General features: G+C 29.2%; 10 protein-coding genes and 1 tRNA gene. 2 read left to right on the top strand and 9 right to left on the bottom strand.

Features of this window, described 5'->3' with window-relative positions:
• Positions 1–37 precede the first annotated feature (37 nt).
• The 3 genes from nusB to ribD form a co-directional block, all read right to left on the bottom strand.
• Positions 38–454 carry a transcription antitermination factor NusB gene (gene nusB / locus AB4W73_RS03240; protein WP_367680396.1) on the bottom strand — a complete coding sequence of 139 codons (417 nt, stop codon included), beginning with the start codon at positions 452–454 and terminating at the stop codon, positions 38–40.
• 11 nt (positions 455–465) lie between these two features.
• A complete protein-coding gene (ribE, locus tag AB4W73_RS03235; protein ID WP_367680395.1) occupies positions 466–945 on the bottom strand; it encodes a 6,7-dimethyl-8-ribityllumazine synthase in 480 nt (159 codons plus the stop codon).
• A gap of 105 nt (positions 946–1,050) precedes the next feature.
• The gene (gene ribD, locus AB4W73_RS03230; protein ID WP_367680776.1) at positions 1,051–2,187 is read right to left on the bottom strand and encodes a bifunctional diaminohydroxyphosphoribosylaminopyrimidine deaminase/5-amino-6-(5-phosphoribosylamino)uracil reductase RibD; all 1,137 of its coding nucleotides are present in this window, start codon (positions 2,185–2,187) and stop codon (positions 1,051–1,053) included.
• A gap of 461 nt (positions 2,188–2,648) precedes the next feature.
• Between ribD and AB4W73_RS03225 the strand changes: the two genes are divergently transcribed.
• Both AB4W73_RS03225 and AB4W73_RS03220 read left to right on the top strand, forming a co-directional pair.
• Positions 2,649–4,451: an ABC transporter transmembrane domain-containing protein gene (locus AB4W73_RS03225; RefSeq protein ID WP_367680394.1), complete on the top strand. Its 1,803-nt coding sequence runs from the start codon at positions 2,649–2,651 to the stop codon at positions 4,449–4,451.
• Between the two features lie 38 nt (positions 4,452–4,489).
• Complete coding sequence (locus AB4W73_RS03220; RefSeq protein WP_367680393.1) at positions 4,490–6,271, top strand: SmdB family multidrug efflux ABC transporter permease/ATP-binding protein; 1,782 nt, start codon at positions 4,490–4,492, stop codon at positions 6,269–6,271.
• On the opposite strand, the gene tilS is transcribed toward AB4W73_RS03220, so the two are convergent.
• From tilS to AB4W73_RS03190, 6 genes are all read right to left on the bottom strand, one after another.
• A complete protein-coding gene (gene tilS / locus AB4W73_RS03215) occupies positions 6,261–7,658 on the bottom strand; it encodes a tRNA lysidine(34) synthetase TilS (RefSeq protein WP_367680392.1) in 1,398 nt (465 codons plus the stop codon). The genes AB4W73_RS03220 and tilS overlap by 11 nt on opposite strands.
• 25 nt (positions 7,659–7,683) lie before the next feature.
• Positions 7,684–8,643: an acetyl-CoA carboxylase carboxyl transferase subunit alpha gene (accA, locus tag AB4W73_RS03210; RefSeq protein ID WP_367680775.1), complete on the bottom strand. Its 960-nt coding sequence runs from the start codon at positions 8,641–8,643 to the stop codon at positions 7,684–7,686.
• Between the two features lie 11 nt (positions 8,644–8,654).
• A complete protein-coding gene (dnaE, locus tag AB4W73_RS03205) occupies positions 8,655–12,134 on the bottom strand; it encodes a DNA polymerase III subunit alpha (RefSeq protein ID WP_367680391.1) in 3,480 nt (1,159 codons plus the stop codon).
• A gap of 1,210 nt (positions 12,135–13,344) precedes the next feature.
• The gene (gene recG / locus AB4W73_RS03200; protein WP_367680390.1) at positions 13,345–15,438 is read right to left on the bottom strand and encodes an ATP-dependent DNA helicase RecG; all 2,094 of its coding nucleotides are present in this window, start codon (positions 15,436–15,438) and stop codon (positions 13,345–13,347) included.
• A 1,983-nt stretch (positions 15,439–17,421) separates the two neighbouring features.
• Positions 17,422–18,078, bottom strand: coding sequence for a guanylate kinase (gene gmk, locus AB4W73_RS03195; RefSeq protein WP_367680389.1), 657 nt, complete (start codon positions 18,076–18,078; stop codon positions 17,422–17,424).
• A gap of 1,622 nt (positions 18,079–19,700) precedes the next feature.
• Positions 19,701–19,776, bottom strand: a tRNA-Ala gene (locus AB4W73_RS03190).
• Positions 19,777–20,010 lie beyond the last annotated feature (234 nt).

Below are 20,010 nucleotides of genomic sequence, written 5' to 3'. Positions count from 1 at the left end.
TTTATGTTATAGCAACACAGAAGATTTAAATAATAGATTATTTTAGTTTGCGGATAACTAGAGCGGCTTTATCTAATACCCCATTGATAAATTTATGACTATCTTTGGTACCAAAGATTTTAGCTAATTCAATAGCTTCATTAATTACTACTTTATAAGGAATATCACTACGTTTACTAAGTTCAAATATCGCAAGGCGTAAAATGGCTTTTTCAATTTGATCTATATTTTCAATCCTACGGGAAATATAAGGTATTATCTGTTTATCTAATGTAGTTATATCCATAGCAATACCAGAAAGTAATTCCCGAAAATACGTTATGTCAATGTCTTTACTATCCTGTTCTAATAAAAATTGTAACTCAATATCAGTAATATCATTTTTAGATAACTGCCAAGAATAAATTGCTTGGACAATACGCTCACGAGCACGACGACGAACCATAGGTTTCACATATTTCCCTTTTAGTAACTATCAGCTCTAATAGTCTTAATGATATCAATCATTTCAAGTGCAACTAAAGCAGCTTCTGCCCCCTTGTTTCCTGCTTTAGTACCAGCACGTTCAATAGCTTGTTCAATACTTTCTGTTGTTAATATACCAAAAGCTACTGGAATACTATAATTCATAGCAACTCTTGCCAAACCAGAGCTACATTCACCAGTAATATATTCAAAATGTGGCGTATCTCCTCTAATAATAGTGCCTAACACAATAATTGCATCGTAACGCTTAGTTTTAGCTAATTCTTGTATCGTTAATGGTAACTCATAAGCTCCGGGTACCCAAATTACTGTAATATTGTTTTTCTGTACTTGGCCAAAACGTTTTAAAGCATTAATAGCACCTTCTAGTAAACTATTATTAATAAAAGCATTAAAACGTGCAATTGCAATTGCTATACAAGCATTCTGATTAATTACAATACCTTCGATAATATTCATAATAACCCCTTAATGATATATTGACTAATATCTCTAGATTAAACTAAAATAAATTCTATCATATTCTTTTATTAATTACGATTATGCATTTATAAATTATTAATATTAAGATTCTTGAATAGGCTTTAAACGTAAACGTAGATCTGAACCAATCTGACGTACTTCAATTAAGGTAAATTGAGGGGCATCTACTAGGTTATTTAATCCTGGCAAGATACATAATCTACGCGCATAATCACCTAATAATTTAGGTGCAAGATAAAGGATTAACTCATCTACTAAACTTGCTTGCAATAAAGCGCCAGCAAGCTGTGCACCTGCTTCTACCCAAACAGAGTTAATTTTACGTTTTGCTAAGATCATCATTAATGAGAGAAGATCGATACCATTTTTAGAAGCAGGTAAACTAAGTTGTTCTACGTTTTTAGGCCAAATTTGTTTATCAATATTAATTCTAGCTAACCAGCAAGATCCACTTTGCTGAATTACTTTGTGTTGAGGTAGTAGCCGATTACGGCTATCTAATATAATCCTGATGGGTTGACGTATATGCCCTTGTAATGGACGTGATCTATCATGTGGGTAGCTAGTCTGTATATCAATATCAAATTCTAACCAACGTACTGTAAGTGCTGGGTTATCTGTTAATACAGTCTCACTACTACTTAGAATAGCAGCACTTTGTGCGCGAAAATGTTGTACATCTTGTCTTGCTTGTTTTGAGGTAATCCATTTACTTTCACCTGATGCTGTCGCAGTACAACCATCTAATGATGCCGCTATTTTTAATTGTAGATAAGGTAAGCCAGTACGCATTCGCTTTAAAAAACCTAGGTTAATTTCTTCAGCTTTTGCCATCATAATACCATATTCAACTAATATTCCTGCTTTTACTAACATTACCCTACCCCGACCTGAAACCTTAGGGTTAGGATCATTCATAGCAACTACTACACGTTTAACACCTGCTGCAATTAAAGCATCAGTACATGGAGGTGTTTGTCCGTGGTAACAACAAGGTTCTAAAGTAACATAAACAGTGGCCCCTTGCGCTAATTTACCAGCCATACGTAGCGCATAAATTTCAGCATGTGGTTCTCCTGGGTATAAATGATACCCCTCACCAATAATTTTTCCTTTATTCACAATAACACAACCTACATTTGGGTTTGGTGCTGTAGTAAATCTTCCTAATAATGCTAACTTTATAGCCCTTGTCATATATTTTTCATCAGTCATAATACTCTTTCCTTTATCATGCATTCAAAAATAACCTATACTTCTCAATAAAATTCATAGGGATACTCTATAATTTATATAATATTTTATAACATACTATATTTATATTAAGTACTAGTATTAATAGTTATCTAATATATGACAGTTATTACTAATTAGGTTTTATAACAGTAAAATATATACCATATTCTAAATATACTTTAGAGCATTATGAGTATTTTTTAATAGATTATATCTAGATAGCAATATAATTATAAAGTTCTTCGTTGCTTTTTATCTTATATCTATTTTATATTTATTTTATATCTATTATTTTTTATTTAAGACTAAATAGATTTGATATTTTTATAATATTATATGTTATGTTTCAATTATCCAGCAATAATGTTAATTTATCTTTATGAATAAAAGACTAATAAAAATGGGTAGAGCTATGTTTTTATTCATTAAGGACTAAAATAGAAGTGAGATTGTTTATTCAGCTCGGTTGGTATTTTCGTCGAGAGTGGCGTCGTTATTTAGGTGCAGTAGCACTCTTAATTATGGTCGCTATTTTGCAATTATTACCCCCTAAACTAGTTTCAATTATTGTTGATGGTATTATTAGTCAACAGATGTCTAAGAATATGTTCTTAGTTTGGATCAGTGTTATATTAATTATTGCACTTATCCTTTATTTTTTATGCTATCTCTGGCGTATTTTGCTTTTTAGTGCCTCATATAAGCTAGCTGTTGAGCTACGTACGCAATTATATCATCAACTAAGTTGTCAAAGTCAGGGTTTTTATTTACATCATCGTACTGGAGATTTAATAGCACGTGCTACTAATGATGTTGATCGCGTAGTTTTTGCTGCAGGAGAAGGGGTGCAGATACTAATTGATTCAATAGTTATGGGATGTGCTGTTTTAATTGCAATGAGCAAACAAATTAGCTGGCAACTCACATTATTTTCACTATTTCCAATGCCTATAATGGTAATTTTACTTCAATATTATGGCAGCCAACTTCATCAACATTTTAAATTAGCTCAAGGGGCTTTTTCAGCTTTAAATAATAAAACACAAGAAATTTTAAGTAGTATTCGAATGATTAAAGCTTTTGGTCTAGAAAAACACCAATTAAATCAATTTTCTCAGGTTGTCGCTAAAACTAGTGTCATAAATATGTCAGTAGCTAAAATTGATGCTCGTTATGAGCCTACTATTTACATCACTATTAGTCTAGCTAATTTATTAGCAATAGGAGGTGGTAGTTGGATGATAATACATGGAAGTATTACCTTAGGTCAATTAACTGGTTTTATGATGTATTTAGGTTTGATGATTTGGCCAATGCTATCATTAGCGTGGATGTTTAATATTGTTGAAAGAGGTAGTGCTGCTTATTCTCGTATTTATAACTTGTTAGCAGAGGTTCCTGTGGTAACAGATGGTTATTATTCATTAAAAACTGAGTCTGCTACTTTAAACATTAATATTCGCTGCTTTTATTATCCGCGTAATCAACATTATTATCAGGATAATCCTGATAATAATGTTTGTTTTAAAAATGATAATCCTATTAATCACCACCAACCAGCATTACAAGATATTGTATTAAAACTTGAACCAGGCCAAATGTTAGGATTATGCGGACCAATAGGTTCTGGTAAGAGCACTTTATTAGCGTTAATACAACGGCATTTTAATATTAACGAAGGACAAATTTGCTACCAAGGAATATCTTTAACAAAGATTCTATTAGATGATTGGCGTGCTCGTCTTGCAGTTGTAGGTCAAGTACCATTTTTATTTTCTGATACTATTTCTGCTAATATTGCTTTTAGTCAACCAGGAGCAACACAACAACAAATTGAACAAGTTGCTCGTTTAGTAAGTATGCATGAGGATATTTTACATTTACCTCGCGGCTATTTAACAGAAGTAGGTGAGCGTGGTGTAATGTTATCTGGGGGGCAAAAACAACGTATCGCGATTGCACGCGCACTTTTATTAAATACAGAAATTCTAATCTTAGATGATGCGCTTTCCGCTGTAGATGGACAAACTGAACATCAAATTTTAAAAAATCTACGATGTTGGGAACAGGATCGCACAGTTATTATTAGTGCTCATCGATTATCCGTATTAACTAAAGCTAATGAAATTTTAGTATTGCAACAAGGTCGAGTAATACAACGCGGTTGTCACCATGTTTTACTTAACCAACTAGGTTGGTATCGAAAAATGTATTATTATCAGCAAATCAAAACACAATTAGATTAAGATAAGTGATCAAAAATTAAACTATATAGCAAATAAAAATGAATAAAATAGAATACTTTTGGCCAACATTAAAACGATTATTATCTTATGGAGCTAGTTATCGTAAATCACTACTATTAGCAGTATTTATACTATGGATCGCCGCAGCAGCAGAAGTTATAGCGCCAATGTTAATTAGCTACTTTATTGATCATATTATTACTAATGGTTATTTATCTCTTAAATTAGTTATTGGATTAGTACTTATTTATATAATATTACAGTTATTAGCAACAATTTTACATTATTTTCAGACATTATTATTTAATAAGACGGCATTAGGAGTAGTTCAACGTTTACGTATTGAAGTAATGGATGTAACATTACATCAGCCATTGAATATTTTTGATAACCAACCAGTAGGACAAATTATCTCACGTGTCACTAATGACACAGAGATTATTAAAGATTTATATGTTATTGTGATTTCTAATATAATAAAAAGTACTGCTCTGATTGGATCAATGCTACTAGCGATGTTTAGTCTTGATTGGCGAATGGCATTGATATCAATAGCGATTTTTCCTGCTGTTTTAGCAGTTATGATAATTTATCAGTATTATAGCACTCCTGTAGTACGTCTTATCCGTGCCCACCTAGCTACTATTAATGATAGTTTTAATGAAGTGATAGGTGGCATGACAATTATTCAGCAGTTTCGCCAACAAACTCGTTTTGCTAAACGTATAGCAGTAATTAGTAATGAGCATTATTTAGCGCGCATACGGATGTTGCATTTAGAAAGTTTTTTATTACGTCCTTTACTGAATTTATTCTCTGCATTAGTACTTTGTAGTCTATTACTATTATTTAGCTTTAGTCTACCAGGTTCAGTGGGTGTAGGTGTTTTTTATGCTTTTATTAGTTATCTTAGCCGCTTACATGAACCATTAATTGGATTAACTGCTCAACAATCAATTATGCAGCAAGCAGTAGTAGCAGGAGAGCGCATTTTTAATCTAATGGATCAAGTACAGCAAAGTTATGGTACTGATGATAGCTTGATGACTGGGGGAAGCATTCAAATGAATAATGTTACGTTTGCTTATCATTCAGATAAAAAAGTACTAAGTAACATTTCGTTTTTTGTTCCGTCACATGGGTTTATTGCGTTAGCGGGTCATACTGGCAGTGGTAAAAGCACCCTTGCTAACTTACTTATGGGGTATTATCCATTACTACAAGGAGAAATTTTATTAGATAATCGACCCTTAGTTAAATTATCTCATCGTGTTTTACGTACTGGTATTGCTTTAGTAGCGCAAGATCCTGTTATCCTTGCTGATTCTTTTTTTGCTAATATTGCTTTAGGGCGTAATATTAGTGAACAGCAAGTATGGGAAGTTTTAGAAGTCGTGCAATTAGCTCATAAAGTACGTAAGTTACCACAAAAATTATATGCACAATTAGGTGAAAAAGGTAACTCACTTTCTGTTGGTGAAAAACAATTATTAGCTTTAGCACGCACTTTAGTACAAGTGCCACAAATACTAATTTTAGATGAAGCTACTGCAAATATTGATTCTGACACTGAGCAAGCTATTCAATATGCATTGCAATTAATTCGCCAAAAAACTACACTAGTAGTTATTGCCCACCGTCTATCAACTATTATTGATGCTGATAATATTTTAGTTTTACATCATGGAATTACAGTAGAACAAGGAAAACATCAACAATTGCTTGCTCAACAAGGACGTTATTATAAAATGTATCAATTACAATTAGTTGGTAAAGATTTAGTTACTTTAGATCATAAAAAATCTATTGTTAATTTTTAATCCAATGCAAATGCCATCCCTGTTCTCCAGTTTTTATTTGTCCTTCTTGCGTAATAAACATATCAATAGCAGCTATTAATCGCTCATTAAAATACAATAGTGGTATTCTGTTGCGTTCCCATGGTGGTACATTTAGTTCTTGCCATAATTTTTTACTTTGTAGCGAATAATGGCGACCGAGAATCTTTACTTTTCCCTGTAAACCAAAACGAATGCTAACAATTTCATCTGATGTTGGCATGCGTATTTGTTGCCCACCAGCAGCTAATAGTTTTAGTATACCTAAGTTAGCAGGTAACACTAAATCTTCAATACTTGTCTTTTGTATAGTTATATTTTTAATGACTAAATAGCTTGGGTGCTCAATAGTTAATTTTTTTTTTATAGGCCATAATAATATTTGTTTTAGAATTTCTATTTTTGATGTTAATAGATAGAGACGTTGGCGAAAACGTCGTAGTTGATATTGACCATATTGTAAATGTGGGTTAGCATCTACTCGTGCTAATATTACTTCTTTCCATAGTTGTTGTAACTGCTTATAAGTAGGCATAGTAACACCCTGCCTAAATAACCAATGACGCAATAAAGCATTACGTTTTACTTCTGAGAAGTAGAATAACTCCTTAGTAGATAAAGAGCCATCAGAATATTGTAATTTATCTAATATAGGAGTAAGTAATTCATAAAGTAATTGTTCTTGTTCTGCACAAAGCCTAGCACTACGCGCTGTAGCTTGAGCAAAATATGGCCAGCGTTGTTGCAATAAAGGTAAAATTTGCAATCGTAGAAAGTTACGATCAAAACGAGTATTCTGATTACTTTTATCCTCTACGTAGTATAATTGATGTTTTTGCGCATAACTTACTAAATCTGCTCGAGAATAAGTTAATAAAGGTCGTAATAGCTGGTTTTTTATTAGAGTCGTCAATCGAGCCATTGATGATAAACCAGCTGGGCCACTACCACGTTTTAATGCTAATAGAAATGTTTCACATTGATCATCCTGATGTTGAGCTGTAAGTAATATTTCTTTAGTAGCTAGATGCTTAGTAAACACCTGATAACGCGCAACTCGAGCAGCGCCTTCAATACCATGGTTACGAACATCTATTTGCACTGGTACTATTATTAGCGAAATTCTCCATTGTTTACATTGATATTCGCAATGTTTTACCCAGGAATCTGCATCTTGACTAAGTCTATGATTAATATGAATTGCTCTGAGATAAAATGCTGAGTGTTTGCTATCACGTATTTGCGTAAGTATATGGAGTAATACAGTAGAATCTAAACCACCACTAAAACCAACTAATAAATTAGTGTATCCAGCTAATTGTTTTTCAACATGCTGTAATAGAATTGCTTCTTTATTTATTTGTTGCATATATTTTTTAGTTACTTATATTAATTTAACAATAACCATAGTTCATTAAACGTTTATAGCGCTCTTCAAGTAATTTATCTTCAGTAAATGTATCTAGATCAGTTAAATCAGCTAATAGGCGTTTTTTCAATGATTTGGAAATTGCTACAATATCACGATGTGCCCCACCTAATGGTTCGGCTACTACAGCATCAATCATCTTTAATTCTTTTAATCGCTGAGCTGTAATTCCCATAGCTTCAGCGGCTGATGGTGCTTTATCTGCACTTTTCCATAGAATAGAAGCGCAACCTTCAGGAGAAATAACAGAATAAATACTATATTCTAACATATTTATTCGATCGCCAACAGAAATAGCAAGCGCTCCGCCTGATCCTCCTTCGCCAATAATAGTGCAAATAATAGGTACTTTGAAACGTGACATTTCACGTAAATTACGAGCAATAGCTTCTGATTGACCACGCTCCTCCGCTCCTACGCCAGGATAGGCACCTGGTGTGTCAATAAAAGTAATAATAGGTAGTTTAAAACGTTGTGCTATTTCCATTAAACGTAGTGCTTTACGATAACCTTCTGGTGCTGGCATACCGAAATTACGGTGAATTTTTTCTTTAGTTTCACGACCTTTTTGGTGACCAATAATCATCACTGGACGTCCATCTAAACGAGCTATACCTCCGACGATAGCTTTATCATCAGCATAAACACGATCACCTTTTAGTTCATCGAAATTAGTAAATATTTTAATAATATAATCTAGTGTATAAGGACGACAAGGATGGCGTGCTAATTGCACTATTTGCCAAGCACTAAGACCTTCAAAAATCTCTTTTGTTAATTTTGCGCTTTTATTTCGTAAACGTTGTACTTCTTCATCTAGATTAATTTGTAATTTTTTATCTTGGTGGTTAAATGTTGTTAAAGCATCAATTTTTGCTTCTAATTCAGCAATTTGCTGTTCAAAATCAAGAAAATACATATTTATAATATTCCTATTTAGTCAAATTCTAATTCTACCTGTGCGTTACCTAATAAATTACGTAGTTTAATTAATAAACTTTCTGTTGGTGTTATCCGCCACATTTCTCCAAAGCGGAGCCTAGCGCATGCATTAACTTGTTGGTAATAGAGATATACTGGAATTATTCCTGATCGATATGACTCAAGAATCTCTCGAAGCTGGTTTAAGAGTTGATCATTAATTTGTTGAGAAGTTAATGCTATAGCAAGACTACTAACATATTTTTTACGTGCATCATTTATATTCATTAATTTGCGTGCAATTATTTTAAGGCCGCCATTAAAATCATCAAAACTGACTTGTCCAGTAACAATAAGAATATGGTTTTTTTCTAATAAATGTTGATATTTTTCTAAAACATTAGTAAAGAGCATTACTTCTAAACGTCCTGAGCGATCATCAAGTGTAAAAGAACCAATACGGTTGCCGCGTTTAGTAGTTATAATACGTGTTGTAATCACTAAACCTGCTACTGTAGTTATTTTTCCAGAATCCATTGCTTGCACATCTTTCAAACATGAATTTACATAATGTTTTAACTCCACTAAATATTGCGTAATGGGATGCCCGGTTAAATATAACCCTAATGTTTCTTGCTCACCATTTAGAATTTCTTGTTCTGACCAAGGTGTTATTTTGGCATAAGATTCTTTAGCTTTTTGTGATATCTCAGTTAAAACACCAAACATATCTACCTGTCTAGTTTCTTCTGCTTTAACATGTTGATTAGCTGTTTTAAGTGCGGTATCTAAGTAATGCATTAATGCTGCACGATGTGGCCCTAAAGGATCAAAAGCACCAGAAATGATTAACTTTTCTAAAATTCGTCGATTTAATTTTTTAGTATCTATATGTACACAAAAATCAAAGAGATCTGCAAAATGACCTTGTAACTTACGGGCTTTAAGGATCATAGTAATCGGCACTGCACCTACACCTTTAATCGCACCAAGACCATAAAGAATTTCAGCTTTATTATTAACATGAAAATGATAAAATCCATTATTGATATTTGGAGGTAAAATCTTAAGTCCTATACGCTGGCATTCATCAACTAATCCAACTAATTTATCTGTATTATCCATGTCAGCAGTCATTGCTGCAGCCATAAATTCAGCAGGATAATGTGTTTTTAACCATAAAGTTTGATAAGAAACTAATGCATAAGCTGCTGAATGCGATTTATTAAAACCATAACCAGAAAATTTCTCTACTAAATCAAAAATCTTAATTGCTAATTTACTATTAATTCCATTGTTTTTTGCACCATCTACAAAAGTAGAACGCTGCTTAGCCATATCAAATAGATCTTTCTTACCCATAGCGCGTCGTAATACATCTGCACCGCCAAGTGAGTAACCAGATAAAACTTGAGCAATCTTCATTACTTGTTCCTGATAAAGAATAATGCCATAGGTTGATTTTAACACTGGCTTGAGTAATTTATGTTGCCATTGAATATCAGGATAAGATAATGCTTCACGTCCATGTTTACGATTAATAAAGTTATCTACCATGCCAGATTGTAACGGACCAGGACGGAATAGCGCTACTAAAGCAATAATATCTTCAAAACAGTCAGGCTTTAAACGTTTGATTAAATCTTTCATTCCTTTGGATTCAAGCTGAAATACTGCTGTAGTTTCCGCGCGTTGCAATAGAGTAAAACTTTTTTTATCATTAAGTGGAATAGCAGCAATATCAATAGGATCTAATCCTGTACTATTACGTTGTGCATTAATCATTTCTAATGCAAAGTTAATAACTGTTAGAGTGCGTAAACCTAGGAAGTCAAACTTTACTAATCCAGCATATTCAACATCATTTTTATCAAACTGAGTAACAGGATTTTTACCTTCTGTATCACAATAAATCGGCGCAAAATCAGTAATTTTAGTAGGTGCTATTACGACACCACCTGCATGCTTGCCTACATTACGGATTACACCTTCTAACTTTCGTGCCATATCAATTAATGTTTTTACTTCTTCATCTGCCTGATATGTTTCTATTAACTGTGGTTCTGTTTTAAAGGCTTTTTCTAATGTCATATTAGGATCAAGTGGGATTAATTTTGCAATACGATCAATAAAACTATAAGGATGCCCAAGCACCCGACCAACATCACGGATAACTGCTTTGGCAGTCATAGTGCCAAAAGTAATAACCTGCGAAACTGCATCACGACCATACATCTCTGTTACGTGGTCAATAACTAGATCACGTTTTTCCATACAGAAATCAATATCAAAATCAGGCATTGAAATACGTTCAGGATTTAAAAAACGTTCAAATAATAAATCAAAAGCTAATGGATTGATGTCAGTTATATTAAGCGCATAAGCAACTAAAGAACCTGCACCAGAACCTCGTCCTGGTCCTACAGGGATATGGTTATCTTTTGACCATTTTATAAATTCCATAACAATCAAAAAATAACCAGGAAAACCCATTTGGTTAATTACTTTAAGTTCTGTATCAAGACGCTCATCATATTTTGGTCGTTGTTGTAATCGAACACTAGAATTTGGAAAAAGAAAGATTAAACGCTCTTCTAATCCTTGCTTAGAATTTTTTATTAAAAAATCTTCAGTATTCATTGCACCAGTTGGAAACTGAGGCAAAAAATATTCCCCAAGACGTAAGGTTACATTACAGCGTTTAGCAATTTCAACAGTATTGGTGAGTGCTTCAGGGATATCAGCAAATAATTGACACATTTGCGCTTCGTCGCGCATAAACTGTTGCTTACTATAATTTTGTGGTCGTTTAGTATCCCCTAATACAAAACCATTATGGATTGCTACGCGGATTTCATGTGTATCAAAATCAGCCTGATTAATAAAACGGACATCATTCGTTGCTACTACCGGTAATCCATATTTATTAGATAATATTAATGCACCAGACAGATACTGCTCTTCATCGGCTCGACCAGTACGAACTAGCTCTAGATAATAATTATTATCAAAATACTTTTTGTAAAATTCAATACATTGCTGCATCTGTACGTGATTATCGCGTAGCATAAATTTACCAACATCGCCACTACGACCACCTGATAGTAGGATTAGTCCTTTATGATGTGTAATTAACCACTCACGATCAATGATAGGACCATTTATGCCATAACCACGTTGATAAGCATTAGAGATTAGTAAGGTTAGATTTTTATACCCTTGATTATTACGCGCTAGTAAAGTTAATTGAGCAAGTTCATTACCTAAGAGTTTGTTTCGTAGGTAAAAATCAGCACCAATAATAGGTTTTATACCAGCAGCATGAGCATTCCTATAAAACTTTACTAAACCGCATAAGTTAGTAAAGTCAGTAATAGCTAAAGCTGGCATTTCTAAAATTGCTGCTTGTTTTACTAGTAAACTAACTTTAGATAATCCATCAATCATAGAATAATCACTATGCACATGCAAATGAATAAAATGTGGATCAACCATATAAAATACCAAAAATTAGAAGTTTATTGTGAGCATCCGTTTAGCTAGAGCAAAACTATAATGTGATATGTTCTTACATTAAGAGTAGATATTTTTAAACCTAATATGATTAAATAATCTTAATGTTTATAAAATTATAATTAAGAAATAGGTAATTAAGTTTGTTTGTTTCCTGAGTATGACATAAATTTTTATATAATATTAATTGATAGAGTATTATAAAGTATTAAAAAATTTTATCCTGATATCTATAATACATTAGCTATAACTACAATAGTTTTATTACTTAACCAAACACTAATAAAAATCTGTTTTTTCTAAAAAGATACTATTCTTGTCTATAATAGATAATTATTTATAGCAGTATTACTATTACTGTATAATTAATTGATAGTTAGATAATTTTTTAAATTAATAAATTCTTTCATGTTAATATTTTTTATTACTATCGATTTAGATGCTAATTTTATCAGTTTATACTATGATAATAGATTACTAATAATTTTATTTTTATTATTGCAAGCTATTATTTATGTAAAGCTTTATTAAGTGTGTTAGCAAAATAATAGAGTTCGATTTACTAATGTTCTTACTAGTAAAATTAATTATACTATTTAGTAGATATATAACACTAATGATTATTTAGAGTAAACTATTAACTAAATGCTATAGATATTACGATTATTATAAATTATTTATTTTTAAATAATTTTATTACTATTAAGTTATAAAATTTAGTGTTTAAATTGCTTACTTTTATTTATAAATAATTTATTAATGTTACCTTATATTACTTTAAGTAATAAACTATTAACTATTAGTTTTTTTACTAGGTATTTAATTGCGATGTGTTAGTCTAGCAGGGACTAGTATTATTTATTATGTCCATGTTGATTATTATTTTAATATTAATCTTAGTGATAATATTTTATTTTTTATTTATTGTTCATCATGCGATAAATAAAAAATAAAATATTATAAATTTAGTAGCAAGATACTATAATCTAATATAGGAATAATGCTAAAAGTTATTATTAATATATAAGTTATTACTAATTATTTGGTCCATCCATCATTTTATTTTTCTAGTTATTTCTATAGATTATTCTTCTTATTTCTATAGTCGGTATTTTTTTGTTTGTATTACTATAGATTAGTTATTAAAATTTATTTATTACTGTTCATATTTATATTTTTAAAATAGGATTATTTAAACATTAGTATAGCATTCACGCTCAGGTAACCATCTCTGAATTAATGCTTTTGATTGCTTAGGATATCGTAGGTGCATGTTAGAGGCAAGATTTTGTACAATTGGCAATAATGCTTGATCTCTTAGTAAATCAGCAACTTTAAATTTTGTACTACCAGTTTGCCGGGTACCAAATAACTCACCAGGACCGCGTATTTCTAAATCTTTTTGAGCAACAACAAAACCATTATTACTGTTACGTAATACTTGCAAGCGTTTTTGTGCTATTTTATTAAGTGGTATTTTATATAACAATACACAATGTGATGCGATGTTTCCACGTCCTACTCTTCCACGTAATTGATGTAATTGTGCTAAACCAAGACGTTCTGAATTATCAATTATTATTAGACTAGCATTAGGTACATCAACACCTACTTCAATTACTGTTGTTGCAACTAATAATTGTAAAAACCCTTGTTTAAAAGCTTTCATAATAACCTGTTTTTTCTGTGCTTTCATGCGACCATGTATTAAACCAATACTGACATCTACAAGTGTAGCTTGTAGCTCTATATAAGTCTCTTGTGCGGCCTGTGCCCCTAATGCCTCTGATTTTTCAATTAAAGTACAGATCCAGTATGCTTGTCGTCCTTCTTTTAAACACATATATTTAATTCGTTGAATAATATCACCACGACGAGTATTAGGAATTACAACAGTAGTAACGGGACTTCTACCTGGTGGCAATTCATCAATTATTGATGCATCTAAATTAGCATAGGCGGTCATCGCGAGTGTACGTGGAATAGGTGTTGCTGTCATAATTAATTGATGAGGATAAAAACTTTGTGTTTTTCCTTTTTTCCATAATGCTAAACGCTGATGAACCCCAAACCTATGTTGTTCATCAATAATAACTAATGCTAATCCAAAAAAATGTATTTGTTCTTGAAAAATAGCATGAGTACCAATCACCATAGAGATTTGTCCTTTTGCTATTGCTTCCTGCTGAGTTAAACGTGCTTTATCTTTTTTCTTTCCCGTTAAACAACTAATAGATAACCCAAGTGGCTCAAACCATTGCCGGAAAGTTTCTGTATGTTGCTCTGCTAACAATTCAGTAGGAGCCATTAGAGCAACTTGTTTACCATAAGTAATAGCATATAATGCTGCTAACGCAGCTACTAATGTTTTGCCGGATCCTACATCACCTTGTATTAGTCTCATCATCGGAAAATCTTGTGCTAAATCTTGCTCAATTTCAACAACGACACGTTGTTGTGCACAAGTAAGTTTAAATGGTAGAGCTGTTAGAAAACGTTTTTTTAAGGTGTAATTAGATTGCCGAGATAAAAGTAAGGAGTGAGCCCGATAATTCCTAGTTATTGATCTTATAGCTAACATGTTAAGATTATACGCTAAAAGTTCTTCTAAAATTAGACGATACTGTGCTGGATGTTGCCATTTATCTAAAGTAGTTTGCTCAATATTAGCAGGAGGATTATGCAGTATATATATAGCTTCTGGCAAACTAAAATCTGTATTGTTATATTCATCCGGTAATAATTCAGGGATATTAGCATTAATTAATAAATTAAGTGCCTGATTAATAATCTTACGTAAGGTAGCCTGATGCATTCCCTCAATACTAGAATAAATAGGTATTAATCTATTATTTAATATGATACCTATATTTTTATTATAAGCACGGTACTCTGGGTGAATAATTTCTATTCCATACTTTCCCTGTTTAACTTCACCATAAACAATAATTTGCTTACCATCTGATAGACTAATTTTCATTGAAGTATTAAAGTTAAAAAAGCGCAGAGTAATGATGCCGCTATTATCACTAAGCTGAATTGTTAATATAGAACGGCGACCATAACTGATTTTAGAACCTATTATTTTGCCAGTAATAGTTACAAACATACCTGGAAGGAGATCAGAAATTTGATAAAGATGGCTACGATCTTCATAGCGAATCGGTAAATGTAATAATAGATCCTGAATAGTTTTTAAACCCATTCTAGCTAATTTGGCCAGTTGATTTACGCTAACTCTAGAAAGTAAATGAAGTGGTGTAGTATCTAGCAAATGGCCTTTCATTTAAAAACTCCATAGTTTGCCAGGTTTATTATGATTACCACTAACTTTAATTACGTTAGGGATAATGCAAATTTTATGCATGATATTATTAAATAAACATAGTTATAGATCTTAAAATAAATAAAATATAAATAAAATTACATTTTTTAATATTTATCCTTTAAATATTAGATTAAGTAGCATTAATAATGCTATTAAATTAATTCACATACTGTATTAATTAAATATTTTAACTTTAATTTTAATAATAAATTATTATTTGCTATCTTTATGTTACTTAATTCCTATAAATTTTTAAATTTATTTTAATAATTATAAATATTATAATAAGATTTACGATAAATAACTAAAACTTTTATCTGGCTAATATAGCTTATAATATAATTACCTAGAATAATTTAATAATATTTTATGAAATTAATGAATATATTATTTACGTTTTTAATTAGTGATTTTTTAATTGCCTAGTACACTAATATTGATAAGACTATCCTTTATATTTTTAATAATTGCTATTTTTAAATCTGTCTTTTAGATATAAAAATATAAATTTTATTAGGAATCAGATTATATTTAACATTTTTAATAAATTTTAATGAATTACTGATATTTTATTAACTATAAGAAACTTTATACTTAACTTTGAGTGTAGATTTAGATAATACTACTAAATCTATTTTTTACTTCATAGCTCTTAATCTTTGATGTGGCAATAGGATTTTATATATCTATAATGCATAGATCCTATCTTAGCTATCTGATTTATATTTTCTATACAAATTTACACTTTAACAGGTAAATATGAAAGTTAATTAAAGAGAATATAATATTTTTCCAAGTTCTAATTTATATAGATTATTAATCTAGCCTTATCTATGGTAATAATATTAATTCTTTTATTATAATATAAAAATTATAAGTATCCATAATAAAATGAAAGCATTACTTTTTAAATTTATCTTATAGTAAATAGGATAAAGGTATTTTTATTTCTATAGGTTCGATAAATGATACTATCCTTAGCTAAATACCTTTTATTTTTATAAGATTTTTTTGATTATACCTTAGGATTACCATGAATAGTTTTAACAACTTATTTATAATTTAATACAGTTAAAACATAATATCTCAAAACTTAATTATTATGGCTTAGTTTTTAACTAATTAATTCTTAGTCTATATAAGAGTAAGTTATAAACTTTAAGAATTTATAGCTAATATACTAGCTATTATTAGAGTTTAATAAAACTAAAGACTACATATTATATATACAATCGGCTAATTTAATTAAATTAATACGGATATTATATTATTACTATAATTATTTTAAGGATGTATAATTAAGATATATTTCACTATAATATAGACTATCATAATAAAGTGATAATATAAGGTTTACTATTAGAATGTATTTATCTTTATAAATGTCATATGTAACAAATATATTTGCTTAAGATATTAGTTTTATTTTTCTAATAAATAATGCTAAATTAATAAATTTAGGCTTTTAAATAGATATAAAATAGGATCGTATCCTAACTTTTGCTTTGATTTTACGTAGTGAAATCATTATAATTTCATTATTTTCCTTAATAACTTATTCTTTTTATTACTAGTTTGTAATTAATATACTCTAAGTAATAACTAATACTAAATTAAAACGGTTTCTAATTTTTTCTATAGTATCTTAAATAATCACGTGTGCTATAATTTTAGTCTATAAACCAAAAGTGTAATATTAAAAAAATAAAAAAATTCTAACATAAATTAACTAGAGTTAGTTTAAAATTTATTACGTTGACAATAGAGTTCTATTCTAGTCTAACAAAACTTTTCATATAACCTACTGCATGATATAAATTTAATATTGCATAATATTAATAATCTTCGTATATTTATATACAGACTAAATAGTCTGTATTACAGTCTTCTTAACTTCATATAACAAATTATGATTTTATAAGTAATTCACTAAAATAGTGATTAATTTTCTAGTAATTGATTAATTAAGTCATTATATTGTTGTTTTTGACGACCTAAACATAATCTTTCAGCGTAAATAATCATTTTAAGATCTAATAATGCTTGCTCAAATTGATCATTAATAATTAAATAATCATATTCCACAAAGTGGCTCATCTCAGTAATAGCTTGCGCCATACGTTTTTTAATAACTTCTTCACTATCCTGAGCGCGATTTTGTAACCGGCAATTTAATGCTTTTTTTGAAGGTGGTAGTATAAAAATACTACGAGTTGCTGGTTTATTAGAGCGAACTTTTTTTCCGCCCTGCCAATCAATATCTAAAAAAACATCAATTCCTAACGACAACTTATTTTCAACAATTTTGCGTGAAGTACCGTAATAATAACCAAAAACATTAGCCCATTCAAGAAATTCACCTTCATTAATCATTTTATAAAATTCTTTTTTAGATATAAAAAAGTAATCTTCACCATCTTTTTCTGCAGGACGCTTGGTTCTTGTGGTATATGAAACAGATAACTGTAAACTAGGCACCTTAATAGGGTTATTGTCATTATTATCTTGAGATGGTACTGTTTTTAATAAAGTTTGAAGTAGGCTTGACTTACCCGTACCACTAGGAGCAGAAATAATATATAATATACCTTGAAGCATGATAATTTTTTAATTTATTATAATAAATACATATTAATACAGTATACACTAGCAAAATATTATCTACAGTATTTATTAGACTTATTATAAATCTTTATTAGCAATACTTACTATTCTATATTCCTTAAAAGAAAGCAATAAGACATATTAAAAATAGTAAAAAACGAAATTCTACTATTAATATAAAATTATTTTTAAGTTAAATTAAATTAAATTATAATTTATAGTTAAATTATTTTAGTTTTTAGTATTATTAGGTATAGATTTACTATAAAAATAAAAAGTTTTAATTAATTTATTATTAAATATACAAAATAAAAGGAATATGCAAAAATATTAATTTAATTTTTATCTTTAATAAATAAATACTAACGTGATTATGCACTTAATCAGTATATATTACTCTTTATTGTAATTTAAATCTAAATTTAAATTGTAATAAAATGCTTATTTTATAAAATAGCAATTAAATTAATTTAATTAAGTATTATACTATTTTATGTTTAGTAGAGATAATGTAATTATCTATTACTATTACTATTGTCAAAAACATATACTTAGTACTCTTGTATATCTTAGGTAAGAATATTGTTTTTGATGCCTCTATATTTAAAATATAGAAATACTATTCTAAGAGAACCTATCTTATTATTTTATTCTTAGTACAAATATTTAAATAATAAAATATTAGTCATACAGTATTTAATATTTTATTATTATTAATAATATACTTAGCATAAAATGCTATTAGTACATTACTATTTAATAAGCTACTATATAATTGAACATTTAATCATAGATGTTTTTCGTATAGTACCTTCTATATTAAATATAAATAATTTTATAATAATGTAATGTTAATTTTTTATTTTTTTATAATTTCATGTAAATTAGGTTACAAAGTTTCTATTATAACTTATTAATATATAAGCTACGATAGATACTTTTTAGTATTTTGATGTAGTTTATGTATAATATAAATTTTAAGTTAATAATATAATTATATGTATCTTAGTTAGAAAATTAGAAATATACAAGCTTCTATTAATTATATAAATATAAAATTATATAAAACACTTAATTAAAAATATTTATCTATTTATTAAAGTAAATATAATTACAAGTTTATAGAATTTATATTATCTAATATTCTTATGTTAGTATTGTTTAATAATAATTAATGCTATATAGCCTTACTTAATTATGATAATAATTTATAATTTATAATTTATAGAATAGAATTAAGATATTACATAGCATTTATCTATTAAATAAATAATAGTACTAATTTATTTTTAATTACTTTAGAGTAAATTAATTAAATTATAAAGAAAATTAAAGCAGTATAGAATATAAACTATTAACATGAGTACTATTAAAATTACATAATTGTGGATCCATCTAGTTAAATAAGTAAAATAAGAAAAATTTTTATTTGAAGTATAATTTAAAAACTTATAATAAATACGAGTATATTAATTAGTGTAGCAATTACTACTAAAAATGATATAATATCATATTTTTAATGTAATATTTAACTAAATATTAGTAAATTTTAATTAATTTCTTTATTAATCTGTAATTTTATATGGACTTTATTTATTTTAGGTTATTAAAGCTTTTGGTGGAGCTAGACGGGGTTGAACCGTCGACCTCTTACATGCCATGCAAGTGCTCTTCCTGCTGAGCTATAGCCCCACAAATATAAATATATTAAATATTTTAAACCACTCATAATATATAATAATACTAAGATAGTATCAATAGTTAGATTAACTTTTAATCTTGAGTATCAAAAAGAAATTAGATTTATATTATTTAAAAAATTTCTGAATGAATCTAAAACCTATTTAAAACCATTATAAATAGCTAGAAAAAAATCATAGAAAGTACTATAACTGCATATTAGAAATTTTATAATTTAAAATATAA

The sequence above is a fragment of the Candidatus Fukatsuia anoeciicola genome (assembly GCF_964059965.1).
Lineage (GTDB): Bacteria > Pseudomonadota > Gammaproteobacteria > Enterobacterales > Enterobacteriaceae > Fukatsuia > Fukatsuia anoeciicola.
The sequence above is the reverse complement of the archived record's forward strand: the minus strand, read 5'-3'. Positions and strand labels throughout refer to the sequence as shown.

Coding starts and splice junctions, on each gene's coding strand:
- AB4W73_RS03220 (WP_367680393.1), top strand. CDS start 4,490: ATGAATAAAATAGAATACTTTTGGCCAACATTAAAACGATTATTATCT.
- tilS (WP_367680392.1), bottom strand. CDS start 7,658: ATGCAACAAATAAATAAAGAAGCAATTCTATTACAGCATGTTGAAAAA.
- ribE (WP_367680395.1), bottom strand. CDS start 945: ATGAATATTATCGAAGGTATTGTAATTAATCAGAATGCTTGTATAGCA.
- dnaE (WP_367680391.1), bottom strand. CDS start 12,134: ATGGTTGATCCACATTTTATTCATTTGCATGTGCATAGTGATTATTCT.
- recG (WP_367680390.1), bottom strand. CDS start 15,438: ATGAAAGGCCATTTGCTAGATACTACACCACTTCATTTACTTTCTAGA.
- gmk (WP_367680389.1), bottom strand. CDS start 18,078: ATGCTTCAAGGTATATTATATATTATTTCTGCTCCTAGTGGTACGGGT.